A 13034-nucleotide genomic window follows, 5' to 3' on the forward strand; every position below is an offset into this window, starting at 1 on the left:
AATCAAGGGATTAAGTCGTAATTCTGGGTGCGTTGAAACATAAAAAGCTTGCCCCTGCGAGTCGCCATGAACAGGGCGTGCGTATGTCCGTCCACACTATCCGGCATGCCTCCGCATACCTTGACCCAGCCATGCGCGGCAAGCTCCGCATCCGTCATGGAGTGGTATGCCTGCGGCCTGTCCGGGTCGATCTCCGCTCCGATCTCAAGGCCGCCGCCCTTGGGTATCTCAACAATACCGCGCAGGATGCGAGGGTTGCCGATGGGGGCTGCTCCGGGCGAGATATCGTCGTCAATCGTCCACTTGGCGGCGTAGGTGAGACCGTAGGTGTGTAACGCGCGTTGTGACTCGATGTCGCCTGCGTACGACCAGTCCTGAGTGGACATGGGATACACGATCGACCCGTATGAGATGTGAGGCCGCCGAAAAGGATACACATAGATTGAGCCCGCGCCTGTGCCTGTGATAGCGCAGGAGTAAACTCCTCCGAACTGGTCGGAGTAGCCGGTTGTCGGATCGGTTGATGGCATCTCGTTGGCGTACTGGAGCTCCACAGAGTAATGCCATTTGGAAGGCGTAGACCTGTCGCGCACGCCGATTCCCACGCGAGCCGAATCCGCCCCGTTGTCGGCATCCACAAACACAGGGATGCTCCCTCCTCCGGCCGAGCTTGAGTCCGATGAGGACGGGTTGTCCTCACCCCCTCCGGGCGGGTAGAGCTCCGCCTCGAAGTACACGTCTCCCGTGTGGTGCTGGATAACCGTGCCGTTGGGGTTGACGGTGGCGACATGGATGCAGTAGGTGGCCGGCCACTCGTTGTTGTGGTAGGCCTTGTCATACATGTGGATCGGCTGCCACCGCTGGCTCAATTCGGCAAACGTCACCAGCTTGCTCTCATCATTGATACTGTAGTTGAGGTACCACTTGCCCGGCGTGGCAATCACACCGTTGACAGCCTGGTACAAGGCCGGATCGGTCGGCTCACCGAGGGGAGATACAACCTTGCCGCGATTGATCAGCCACTTGTCCGCCAGCCGATACAACTCGAACGGCATGAGGTTCCGCTCCGCGCCGTCAAAATACACGTCTCCCGTCCATTTTTGGGAGATGGACATGTTTTCGATGTGCGCCAGATGGATGCAGTAGATGGCTGGCCACGCACCTGTGGATTGCGTCTCGTCGTAACTGTGTACGTCCGTTTTGCGGTCCGTAATCTGCGCACTCTCGATCGACTTGTCCTTGTTGACCTTGTACACGAGGTACCAGTCGCTCACTTCCGGGGAAAGTTCCTTGGACTCGACCTTCACGGGGTCGCCATAGGTGCCGTACACATGCCCCTCCTCCGTCTTGTATCCGGCTGCCTTGGTTGTGATCTCAAACGGCCTGCGGTGGTACTCGATCGGGTCGTCCTTGGTGTCGAGCTTCGGCCCGATGGCCGGGGACGATGGGCGGTTTTTCTTACCGCGCGCCTCTTTTTTCTCCTCTTCCGTGCGGTTGGTATCGGCGAGGCTGCCGCCGCCGCTTCCGGCCATGTTGCCGCTGGTGCGCTCGTCTTCCGTGATTTCCCGCGCCTCCTTGGTGAGATTGCGGGCTTTGGGCGTCTCAAACTCCTGATCTCGCGATCCGAGGGTGAGGGAGACGCTGTCCGTCATCAGGTCGATGCTCACTCCCTGCACGATGGTACGCATGGTCTCCCATTCCGGCAACCCGCCCTTGATGGAGAGGTGGCAGCCGAGGTAGTTGATTGCCTCCTCCGGTGTCTGGCGGATGGTAATGGAGCCGTCATACTGCAGGTCGCGAGTGGCGTTGTAATAGGCTTCGGCGGCGGCAGCGTAGTCGGCGGGGATTTCCTTTTCGGCTTCCTCCTTGTCCTCGTCCGTGGGATAGTCTTCCTGCGCGGGATCCACTTCGGGGCATTCGGCTGTTTCGAGATAGGAGGATTGAAACCTGTCAATAAGCACACAATCAAGCGTCAGGATGCGTCTCAACGCCTTCTTTTTCGCGCTGGCTGCTGCGTTGTCGCCCTCCTTGTCAAACTCCGTGTCGTCGGCATCATCATCCCGGAAAAATCGAGCAAGACGGCTTCGATCATGACCGGCTGGGATTACGGCGCCATCCTTGAAACGCACGTAGCATTCGAGAGTTGCGTTGACCCAGCGCACATTTTTAAATTTGTCGGATATTTCGCCCTCGAATAGTGCGTATCGCAGCCGGGAGTTGGTGTTGGGATCCTCCCCGTAGTTCCAAGGTTTGCGGTTTTCGGCCTTGGCGGCCTCGCTGTCGCTCGCTCCGGGATCCGGCTCGTCCTGGTCGTACACCTTCCACGTTTGGCGGAGAGGACTGTACTCCAAGAGTCCATCAAGACCTTGCAATATAGGGTAATATTCTCCCCAAAACTTGGTGTTCGTCGTATTTCCGTTTGTGAGATTTTCGGCATCCGGGATGTGCCGCCCCTTGATCGTCATGCGCTGCGGAGTGTTGGCACTATTGGTGCCGCTGCCGGTCGATGTGCCGGGATCCTTGCCCCACTTGTCCTCTACCTCCTCGTTGTCGCCTTGTGCCGTATCGTTCGTCTCGAACACATACGCATCCACGGCGTGGGGATTGCCGCCCTCCGGCACCGTCCACGTCGTCGTGTGGTTGTAGCCGAGGGAGTCCGTCCAGTGGCGGATGATGGTCACGGACGACGGGCAGAGGTCGTAACGGGGCTTGAGCTGGATCGTTTCGGTCACGATGTCGCTGACGTCGATGATGGCAGGAGGGTACTCGCGAGGCGTGGCGATGATGACTTTTTTAATCTCCTCGTCGCTGCCGGGCGGCTTGTCCCACTCCGTACGGCTGATGAGGTTGGGCACCCAGCGGCCTATCTTTTTCGTGAGATTCTGCCGGGTCTCTGAGGATGATGCGAACGGCACCATTTCGCTCATCGTCCCCGGAGAGGTGACGATGTTCGCGCCTCCGATCCTGAGGACGTCGCGGACGGTGTCGGCCACATAGACGGTGCTGCTCGGCGTCGCCTTGCCGATATATCCGGAGGTGGTGGATTCGCGGGCGAAGTAGATGTTTTTGCCGTCGTCGTCCCACTTGTCGGCGGCGGAGATGGAGACACGCCGAGCTCCCGCGCTGATGCTGTGCTCAATGTCACGGATCCAGCCCTCGAAGATAGTCTTGCCGCTCCGCGTGAGGCGCAGCCGCTCGCCATACACCCAGCGGCGCAAAAACTCCCCGTCCATGCGGGCGAATGTCAGGGAGAGGGTTGAGGCATCCATGCTCTGCAGGTCGAGGCTGCCGCTCTCGCACTGCATGTCACGCAGGTCTTGTACGTCCAGAGTAATCATAATCAGCCGATGGGTATGTAGCCGTCCGGGAGGGTGGTGGAGCCGCCGCCGGTGGAGTCCGTCAGCTCCTTGCCGACGGCAAAGCTGTAGCCGAGCGTGAGCCGGGTGCTGGCGCGTGAGAGGCGTGGATCAAAGGAGGTCAGGACGGCCTCATACCGCATGCCGTCGATAACCAGGACTCCGACCCCCTTGCCACGCCATGTGCGCAGCTGCGCGGCAAACTCGGCTTGCGCGTCTGCCGCGTCCACAAAGTCGCGGGAGGTGGTCACGTCGAACGTGCCGGAGACGTTGCCGTGAGAGTACAGGGCGGGGGCAAGGCGGTTGATGCCGGGTACAGCCTCCGTGGTGTAGCTGAGAGGCATCCTGATCTCCTCGCCGTCGTACAGGCCGCCCGGCGTCAGGATGTCCAGGCCGTCAAAGGTAATGGGGATGGTGCTTTTTGTCCTCATGCACCTATTGTACGGCGTGCGAGGACAGGGAGCAATCGGAGCGTGGTGGGCTAGAGGGTGATGTCAATGAGTTTTGCGTTGGCTTGTAAGTTGGACTTTTTCGCTTGCCGCCGAATTCGACGCGTGGTAGTGTGGGGGTATGGCGAAATACTACTGTTATTTTGGTAAGCAGGTTAAGGGGCCTTTTTCTTACGCGATAATACGAAACGCATTATGGAGGGGAGAAATTACAGACGATATGATGATTCGAGGCGAAAATGCTGACGAGTGGATTCCGATCAGAGACGCCATCGACGACATGAGGGCAGAATACGAAAGGGAAAAAAATGAGATATTAACTCCACGTCAAAATAAGTTCGCCGACAATCTTCTTACGACAAGCTTTATCGTGTTTATTTGTGCTGCTCTTGCTCAGTTTATAGCAGGAGCGATATTGTGGTCAAAAGGTTCGCTTGAGATAGGATTGCCGCTCACGCTCTCATCTCTTGGATACATCTTCCCAATTGCTGTCTCTTACGTATTGCGTCAGATGTTCAGACATCAGTTGCGTAGTTAATTTGATTGCTTGTTTTTCATTTGTCTCTTAATGTTATCGAGTTCATTTTGCAGATGATCTGCCAATGCCTGAAATTTTCCTTCCATTTCGCCTTGAATCTTGGCTTGGCTTTTAGCCATATCTAACGTGGCATTAGTCATTTGAGTGACGCATTCTTTGACTCCTTCTGCACTCTTGGCCGCAGCGTCTACATAGGGGGCGACTTGTTGTAGCTCGGACATGTCAAGGTTTCCGTCCGATGCCGCTTTTTTTAGCTTATCCCTCATTTCGAGTAATCCTTGTCTATCTTTCTTTTTAAGGCTCTTGTCCTTTAGAGCCTTGGCGATAGCGTCGTCTATTTCTTTCGTCATTTTGTCTGCCGCATCCTGCTTGTTGTCGAGTATCCCCTTAACTTTGTCGGCAAATTGTTCGGCTTCCTGTATGTCCTTTTTACTGCCGTTCTTTTTTGCATCTTCGAGCGCGTCCTGGGCTTGTTTATACAGATTTTTCAATCCCTCGATACTCGCGCCCTCGACAATCTTCTCAAAAGCTTTTTCCATTTTGTATTTATTGGCTTCATCTTCGCGTGTTTTTTGATTGGCGGCGTCTCTGAGCACAGATATTTCCTGTCTTTTTTCCATCCCCTTCCCCACGGATTCGATTGATTGCTCAAGCAATTGATTACTTTTATAAATCTGATCCAGTAACTTCCACCCATCTTTGTAACTTTTTTTCATCTCGTCGGCTTTTACGCCTTTGGCGGATGCTGCTTTTTGGATGTCTTCCTTTTCGTACTCGCCTTTGTCATTCTTTTTCGCTCCGCTTGTATCGAGATTTACCTCTCCCTCTAATATTCTGACTCTTTCATTGATTGATGTGTATTCTTTTGCGTATGCCTTTCTTTTTTCGCCAATCATATCAGACAGCTCGTCCGTGTATTGGCCCAAGAAGACTACCATCTCTTCTTCAGTAAGATTTAATTTTTTGCCAAGCTCGTCGAATTTACTTTTGTTTGAGCTGATTAATGCCTCGGCATTTGACTTTCTACCCCAAAAGCTTACGCCTTCATTGCGCAAACCGAATTCATAAACATCTTTACCCACGTCATCCATAAATCCCATTCTGTCTTTTTTTGCCGATCTATCCACGTATGCTGCACGCAGCTTAGTCACAAACAAATCAACATCCTTCGAGCTTTTGATAATGTCCCCTCCCGTGTTCAGCATGGATGGCATCAAATCAAAAACGGATTGGAAAGTCTTGTACGCCGACTGCAAGTTGGCATCCCGTTCAGCCATGAGCTTTTCCTGTTTTTTTGCATCCAACTCCATCGCGCGTGCGTCCTCATTTTTCTGCAATTCGTCTTCCAATTTTTCCGGAGTCCACCCCTCGTCTACACTTTGTATCTTGAGCTTGTATGTATTTTTGTCACGTTCGCTGTTGATGTCCATAATATCCTGATCGATCTCGCCCTGCTTAAGAGCGAGCTGGTGCTTGATTTCCTGTGTTTGCCGCTCAAGTTCAATCGTTGTTTTAAGGGCCTTGTTGTACATGTAGTCAGCAGCCTTTTGGATTTCGTGGGCGTTCTCCGCCTTAACCGCATCCATCTTGATCTCCTTCATCTTTTTGGCCTCCTCCTCGGCCTTTTTTCGCGCCTCCTCGGCCTGCTTGGCGGCCTCACGGGACTTATTTTTAAACATTTCCCATAACTTCCCGGCGGCGGACAAGCCCTCAAACATGATGATACCCCACCCGATAGGACCAAGCCCCGTCTTGAGTGCTTTGCCGATGCCACGGATCGACGCAGCCAGACTCTCACCCTCCACGCGCCCCGTCGAAAACATGCGCGCCAGCGTACTCATGGAGCGCGCGGCCTGCTCGGATCCACCGCTTGCCGTGCGTCCAGCCGTGCCAACAGCCTTAATCGCCTTGCTGGTGTCCTCAATCCCCTTGATGGCCTCGGCCTGACCGATCTTGTCACCGGCCTTGGCGGCCTCCTCCATTTTGCGCTTGTACTCTTCGAGATCGGCCTTGAGCTGATCGATCGAGCGGCCCATTTGTTGTTGCTTGCGCTTGTAGGCGGCAATAACCTTGTCCGCGCTCTCCTCTGCGGCCTTCTGTGCTTTTTCCTCGGCTGCCACCAGCTTCTCGGCGGCAGCCTCCGCCGCCTCAACCTCCGTATTGTAAGCATTGAGCACCTTGTCAACGTCCTCGTTGACCTGGTCGCCCCACTTGCCGCCAAAGTCCATATCAGACGTCTGGTCGGAGAGCATAACCTGAGCGTCGATCACTTGCTCGATTGCTCGCTCAACATCCTTGAGCGACTGCACATTACCCTCAGAGTCAAAGTCAAACTCAAAGCTGCCGCTCTTGAGCTTGGACTCCATCTCCTGATACTTGGCAAGCAGCTCCTCAAGAGAGCGCATGGCGTTTTGCGTGGGAGCATCCATTCCGGCCATGGCCGCCTCCATGGCGGCAGACATCTCCTCAAGATCTTGCTTGGCCTGTCCTGTCACCTCCCTGACGCGCTCAAGCCCGCTCGTGTCCACCTTGGGCGCAACCTCTACGGCGTTAATCTCGTCGATGGCGTCTCTAGCCTCGTTAACGACCTCCGGCACGCTCCTGATCTCCGTCGTATTGACGCGCGGCACGGCGTCCGGTGTCGTCGTGAGCTTATCTACCGCCTCCTTGGCCTCCTGCGCGGAGTCTTTGATGCCCTCGATGCCGGTTGCATCCACCTTGGGGGACGCATCCGGGGTGGCAGTGATCTTGTCGATTGCGTCTTTTGCGTCCTTGGCCGTGTCGGCAAGGTCTTTCATCCCGGACGTATCAACCTGCGTCCGGCCAGTGATTGTGAATTCAGCGTCAGCCATGCCCTCATTATCCCATGCTTGCGGACTAGCAATCAACAAGATGCCGGTGGGCTAGCCCCCGCGTCACGCCTTGCGGAAACACGTCGCATGCGGCATCATTGGGTCATGGAGTTTGCAATCACAGGACTTGACGACATGATCGCGCTGGCCGGGCGCGACAACATGCCAAATGTCAATGCGTCGATCGCCAGCGGCATGACGCGCTACATACAGGACTGGTACCGGGAGCGCGGCAACGACTACTTCGACAACCCCGCCTTGCCCACGCACGGGGCGGGGCGCAAAGACACCAACTGGGCGCAGGGTATCCCGGACAGATGGAGCGAGGGACCAAGTGACGCCGACTCCTTCAGCATCGTTTTCGGCGAGGGGGGTGACCGCTACGGCCTCGCCCTCAAAATCAAGGGCGGCACGGTCTCGGCCACATCGGCCAAATGCCTCACAATCCCGATTGCGCCGGAGGCTCACGGGCGCAGTGTTGCGGACTACGAGCGCGACATGGGCGTTGAGTTGTTCCGCCCGCGCGGCCATGATACGCTATGCTACTCCTTGCCAGACGGCAAGCTGCGCGCCGTCTACAAGCTCCGGTACTCCCAATTTTTCAGGCCGTGGCCGGAGGCGGTGCCATCCACGGAGGAGCTTGGAGCGCTTGCAACCGTCATGGCCTGCAAGCTGTTTGAGCCGTTTGCCGATGGAGAGAGAGGCGGATCAGCATCCGACGGTTGGTACGACAGCGATTACAAGCCGTGACGTCAAACATTTTCGGCAAAATATCGAACATACATTTCTAGCCCAGATATTTGGAGCGGAATACGCTTGACTCATACACGATAACCAATCACAATACCTCAAGAGCCATGTCCAAGTCAATCTGCTTATTCAATCATAAAGGTGGCGTCAGCAAGACGACAACAGCCTTCAATTTGGGTTGGAGTCTTGCCGAAGCCGGGAAGCGCGTGCTGATGATCGACCTTGATTCCCAATGCAATTTAACCGGTCTCGTGATGGGGTATATCGCGATTGATGATGATGCGATGATCAATTTTTACAATAATCGCAATAACCTCACTATGCAACCTATTGTGAGATCGTTGATCGACGGCCATTCGGTATCCAGGATCGTTTCGAGCGATGGTAACCTTTTGCGGACGCAAAAGGAAAATCTTTTCTGCCTGCCCGGGCATTTGGATGTCTCGGATCTGGATGCCCAGATCAGTGTATCGCTTAAAATCGCTCAAGGTGTACCGGCGACGCGAAACATTCCGGGCAATCTACCCGGAGTCCTGAAGAACATTGCTGATAATCATAATATGGACTATGTGATTTATGACCTTAGTCCGAATGTCGGAGGTTTGAACGAGGTTATCCTCATGTCGAGTGACTACTTTATCGTTCTAACATCTCCCGATTACTATTGCTTACAGGCCATAGGGTCGCTGGAGAAGAACATTAGAAAATGGAAACGGGAGATTTGCAGATTCAGGGAAGATAATGATTTTACGAGTGATGCGTATTTTATTCGCAATGCGCCGAAATTCCTCGGAGCTATACAACAGAGGTACAGGCCGAGAAATGAGCGTCCAGCAGTGGCTTTCCAACGCTGGATTGATATTATCGGGCGTGAAATCAATGAGAAATTCGTGCCATCGCTTTCCGATATTGACTGCGTCATATCTTCTGACGATCTTCGCGATGTGCTGATTGGAAGTGAATTGCATCCGTATGACCTTGCTCACGTTCCTGATTTTAATTCCCTGATCGCCATTAGTCAGCAGGTTTCGAAACCTGTCTTCGCTCTGTCTGATGACGACATCGCGCAGATTGGAAACGTTGGAGGAATCACGAAAGAAAATATGATCGGGAATCGTGATAAATTCCGTGGTATTTTTGAGGCTTTGGCTCAACGTGTCATCGCATTGACTGCGTAATTGTATTCAAAATTGGCCGCTTTGGCAGAATGAATATCAATACATTATTGGTGTTTACTCTGTGTTTTTGGCCGCATGCAAAACACCCCCGGAGCCGCAAAGCTCCAGGGGTGACGCCATGACAAATTAGGTTAGAGTGACCACGTTGTCTTTGACGGCCTGTTATGTTATCTATTGTGGCCTATGACAATTGATGGAGCCATAATCAAGGAGCAAGGGGTGACTTTTGCTATCGTAATTGTAAAGCAGAGTGCGATGTCCACTACGCATGCAGCGGACGAAACCCGCGAAGCTTTGCAAGCCCAGATCGCAGACTTCGCGGGAATCCCTTTGATTCTTGCGTCGCAGGATTCGCGCGGAGCGTTCTCATATCAGGGTAAGCCTGACATAGTACGGTTCCTGGCGAGCATTTCTGCTTCCCGAATCCCGTGGAAGAGGTACACGTACGCATAATCGTGTCGTCTTCTCCGCAAGCTACATTATTGATTCTTAATGTTTTCATTTTTTTTCAATCAGTTTTGTAGCTTGCGTTTCTATTCGCCTCCTGCAGGTGCCTCCGGAGTGCCGGTCAACGCCTCGGTAGCGATCATTCCGTTATTGACGGACGGCACCACGTCGAGGATGAGCGTCGGGCGCGCGAGCTTGTTGTTCTCGGCGATTTCGCCGTCAATACGCACGTCGCAAAACAGGTACTGAGTGCAGAGCAGACGCTTCTTGCCGTCGTACTTTTCGACTTTGACCCAGCACCTGACGGACGGCTCCGAAAGTGCGAACATCGGGACGATCTTGCCCGTTTCCAACGGATTTTCCGTGCGGTATTTGAGCTGCCAGACAAATGGCGACCAGTCCGCAATCTTCGTCTTGAACTGGTCGGACTTGACTTCTGTATTCTTGTCCTCGTTGTATTTCTGCGTGTTCGGGTCGAAATAGGCAACGGCGTCGTCTTCGGTCTGCGGGGAGTGCGACAACTCCTCGACACATCCGAGGATCGACCAGTCGACATCGGTAGCTTTGGCGATGTCGGTGGCGGCGGTATACTTGTCTCCGGCTGCGACAAACGACACGACGTTGCCGAGGCGGAGAGTTTTGAGATGATCTACGGTAACTTGAGACATAATATATTGATTATTTGATTGTTGATTAAATGATAACAGGAGCGGACACGGCCAGCGTATGGATGGCCTTGCCTGCGGTAGATTTGTGGGTGAGCTTGCTGACGGTCGTCTGGTAGTATGCCCAGTCGCTTGCCGCATCCTCAAACTGCTGGCCCTTGAGGGCTGCCAGCATGGCCTCGGCGGCGGCATACGCTGATTGTCGATGAGGCGCACCAGGTGGCGATGGGGCAGGACCGCGGGGCGGAGGTGATCGAGATGTTCCGCGAGATTTACGAGCGGACGGGCTGCGCCCTGGTGTTTGTGGGGACGGAGGTGTGGGAGGATCGTCTTGCGGGCGATATGCTGAGCAAGTGGCGCAAGGTGCTGTCGCAGACGGTGCAGCGCGGGATCAATATTCAGCTGCCTTCGGAGCTGCCGGAGGAGGATATCGCGGCGGTGTGGAGGGCCTTCGGGCTGCCGGATCCCGGGGAGGACAAGGTGGGCCGGGCGAGCATGGAGGTGATCCGCGAGGTGTTGCAGACGTGCAGTTTCGGCCGCTATGTGAAGCGGATGCGGGCGGTGGCCACGGCGGCGGCGCGGAAGGGTGAGGCATATGCCTGGGGGCATTTCCTGGGGACGCACCGTTTCCTGCAGGAGCTGGCGGGGGCGGCAAAGTAATAGGTTATCGCGAAGGAAGGAGTAGTTGATATGATTACGCAACTGTATCTGGCCGTAGGCCGCGAGAAGGATGGCGGGAAGCTGGTGTCGCGGACGTATAGTTCCGCGACGGTGTTTGCCGTCGATATCGATACGATGGAGCGGTATTTCTCCGTGCCGTGGGATCGCGCCCACTCGATCACGCGCTGGATTGAAACCGCACGAGAGGAGGAGAGCGGAGACGCCCGGCTTGTCGCACTTCCCACGGAGTGCGTAGGTCGAGTCAATATCCTGGTCGCCGGTGCTTGGGCAATACTGTTGGGTTGCCGGAATACCGGCCTAAAACTTTGTTGCATCTGCCATATTTTGATTGACAAATGCCGTGTGGAAACCTATATTCCTTGCCCCTGCTGATGCTGTTATGATAACAAAGGGAAGCTCAGGGCTCAAGAACAGCACTTTCCACCACCCGCCCTCACCTGCTTGAAGGAAGGGCAATTCACACACATATGATTAACGAACTCATCACCGAGATGGTAGAAGCTGGCGTCCACTTCGGACACCAGACCCGCAAGTGGCACCCCAACATGAAGAAATATCTGTTGGCAGACAAGAACGGTATCCATATCATCAATTTGGAAGAAACCGAAAAGTGCCTCGATAAAGCTTGCGAATTCCTCGCAGACCTTTCCCGCCGCGGCAAGAAGATTCTCTTCGTCGGCTGCAAGCGCCAGGCTCAGGAAGCCGTCAAGGAAGCGGCAGAAGCCACGGAACAGTACTATGTCAATCACCGCTGGCTTGGTGGCATGCTGACCAACATGGCTACGATCAAGAAGAGCATCGCCCGCCTCGACTGGCTCGAAAACCTCGACAAGCAGCCCGAGTTCAAGAGCATGTCCAAGAAGGAAATCGCCGCTCTCGATCGCGAACGCGCCAAGCTTTCCCGCAACCTTCAGGGTATCCGCAATATGGGCGGTTCTCCCGATGCCATGGTGGCCATCGGCGCCGATCACGAAGATATCGCCATTCGCGAAGCTCATCGCCTCAACATCCCCGTTGTCGTGCTGACCGACTCGAATGCCAATCCGGACGCTGTCGATTATCCGATTCCGGGCAATGACGACGCCGTGCGTTCCATTCGCCTCATCCTTTCCCGCCTCGTCGCCGCCATCAACGGCGCCAAGCAGGCCTAACCTTCCATCCAGATCAATACGAATATGGCAGAAATTACAGCCGCACTCGTCAAATCCCTCCGCGACAAGACCGACGCGGGCATGATGGACTGCAAGAAGGCTCTTATTGAATGCGACGGCGATATGGATGCCGCCGTGAAGTTCCTTCGTGAAAAGGGTATTGCCAAGGCCGCAGCCAAGGCAGACCGCGAAGCCAATCAGGGTATCATCGCCGCCCTCGTTTCCGATTGCGGATGCGACGGTATCTTGCTTGAACTCAACTGCGAAACGGACTTCTGCGCCAAGGGCGACAAGTTCCAGAGCCTCGTGGCCGAAGTAGCCAAGACTCTTAAGGCCTCCGAAGCCAAGACGCTTGAAGAAGCCCTTCAGGTTTCCATGGGCGAAGGCAGCGTTGAAGAGTACATCAAGGCCATGTGTTCCTCCATCGGTGAGAACATGATGCTGCGCAAGTTCGCACGCCTCAGCGTCGCCGGTAACGGAGCGATTACCTCCTACATTCACATGGGCGGCAAGGTCGGCGTTCTTCTCTCCGTTGCCTCCGGCAAGGAAGAAACCGCCAAGTCCGATGCCTTCAAGGCCCTCTCCAAGGATCTCACCCTGCACATCGCCGCTGCCGCTCCCAAGAGCGTCGATTCCTCCAGCCTTGACCCCGCTTTCGTGGCCGAAGAACAGGAAATCGCCAAGGCCCAGCTTCTGCAGGAAGGCAAGCCCGAGCACATGCTTGAGAAGATTCTTCCGGGCAAGCTCAAGGCCCTGTACGCTCAGAGCTGCTTGGTGAACCAGGGCTTCGTCAAGGATCCGTCCACTACGGTGGAAGCTCTCCTTGCCGCGAAGTCCAAGGAACTCGGTGACACGATTACGGTCGTCGATTTCAAGCGTTTCCAGCTTGGTGCGTAAGCATCGCAGCCATTGCATTTTCAACCCCGCAAGGTTTTCCTTGCGGGGTTTCTTTGTGTCGAAAAACCGT

At 54.8% G+C, this 13034-nt stretch carries 12 protein-coding genes; 7 read left to right on the forward strand and 5 right to left on the reverse strand.

Annotation, left to right across the window (positions count from 1 at the left end):
• Positions 1-2 precede the first annotated feature (2 nt).
• Together PYTT_RS07470 and PYTT_RS07475 are read right to left on the reverse strand one after the other, a co-directional pair.
• Positions 3-3338: a hypothetical protein gene (locus PYTT_RS07470; protein WP_067777364.1), complete on the reverse strand. Its 3336-nt coding sequence runs from the start codon at positions 3336-3338 to the stop codon at positions 3-5.
• 2 nt (positions 3339-3340) lie between these two features.
• Entirely contained in the window at positions 3341-3787 is a 447-nt protein-coding gene (locus PYTT_RS07475; protein ID WP_067777362.1) for a hypothetical protein, read from the reverse strand.
• Positions 3788-3926: 139 nt separating this feature from the next.
• Here PYTT_RS07475 and PYTT_RS07480 point away from each other — a divergent pair, with 139 nt between their 5' ends.
• On the forward strand, positions 3927-4343 hold the full coding sequence (locus tag PYTT_RS07480) for a DUF4339 domain-containing protein (protein WP_067777361.1): 417 nt from the start codon (positions 3927-3929) through the stop codon (positions 4341-4343).
• Here the strand turns inward: PYTT_RS07480 and PYTT_RS07485 are convergent.
• Entirely contained in the window at positions 4340-7195 is a 2856-nt protein-coding gene (locus PYTT_RS07485) for a hypothetical protein (protein ID WP_067777360.1), read from the reverse strand. The two genes, PYTT_RS07480 and PYTT_RS07485, sit on opposite strands and share 4 nt — an antisense overlap.
• Before the next feature lie 105 nt (positions 7196-7300).
• On the opposite strand from PYTT_RS07485, the gene PYTT_RS07490 reads away from it, so the two are divergent.
• Positions 7301-7945 (forward strand): hypothetical protein, encoded by a 645-nt coding sequence (locus PYTT_RS07490; RefSeq protein WP_067777359.1) that lies wholly within the window; start codon positions 7301-7303, stop codon positions 7943-7945.
• 107 nt (positions 7946-8052) lie between these two features.
• Positions 8053-9123 carry a ParA family protein gene (locus tag PYTT_RS07495; protein WP_067777357.1) on the forward strand — a complete coding sequence of 357 codons (1071 nt, stop codon included), beginning with the start codon at positions 8053-8055 and terminating at the stop codon, positions 9121-9123.
• Between the two features lie 533 nt (positions 9124-9656).
• Here the strand turns inward: PYTT_RS07495 and PYTT_RS07505 are convergent.
• On the reverse strand, positions 9657-10238 hold the full coding sequence (locus tag PYTT_RS07505) for a hypothetical protein (protein ID WP_067777354.1): 582 nt from the start codon (positions 10236-10238) through the stop codon (positions 9657-9659).
• Positions 10239-10263: 25 nt separating this feature from the next.
• Complete coding sequence (locus PYTT_RS13370; protein ID WP_156850344.1) at positions 10264-10410, reverse strand: hypothetical protein; 147 nt, start codon at positions 10408-10410, stop codon at positions 10264-10266.
• 50 nt (positions 10411-10460) lie between these two features.
• Here PYTT_RS13370 and PYTT_RS07510 point away from each other — a divergent pair, with 50 nt between their 5' ends.
• The 4 genes from PYTT_RS07510 to tsf all read left to right on the forward strand — a co-directional run bounded on the left by PYTT_RS07510 (position 10461) and on the right by tsf (position 12964).
• A complete protein-coding gene (locus PYTT_RS07510; RefSeq protein ID WP_067777351.1) occupies positions 10461-10895 on the forward strand; it encodes a TniB family NTP-binding protein in 435 nt (144 codons plus the stop codon).
• 30 nt (positions 10896-10925) lie between these two features.
• Complete coding sequence (locus PYTT_RS07515) at positions 10926-11288, forward strand: hypothetical protein (RefSeq protein WP_067777349.1); 363 nt, start codon at positions 10926-10928, stop codon at positions 11286-11288.
• Between the two features lie 95 nt (positions 11289-11383).
• On the forward strand, positions 11384-12067 hold the full coding sequence (rpsB, locus tag PYTT_RS07520; protein ID WP_067777347.1) for a 30S ribosomal protein S2: 684 nt from the start codon (positions 11384-11386) through the stop codon (positions 12065-12067).
• Between the two features lie 24 nt (positions 12068-12091).
• Positions 12092-12964 carry a translation elongation factor Ts gene (gene tsf / locus PYTT_RS07525; protein ID WP_067777343.1) on the forward strand — a complete coding sequence of 291 codons (873 nt, stop codon included), beginning with the start codon at positions 12092-12094 and terminating at the stop codon, positions 12962-12964.
• Positions 12965-13034 lie beyond the last annotated feature (70 nt).

Origin of the sequence: Neoakkermansia glycaniphila, assembly GCF_900097105.1 — a bacterium.
In the GTDB taxonomy this organism is placed as follows: domain Bacteria; phylum Verrucomicrobiota; class Verrucomicrobiia; order Verrucomicrobiales; family Akkermansiaceae; genus Akkermansia; species Akkermansia glycaniphila.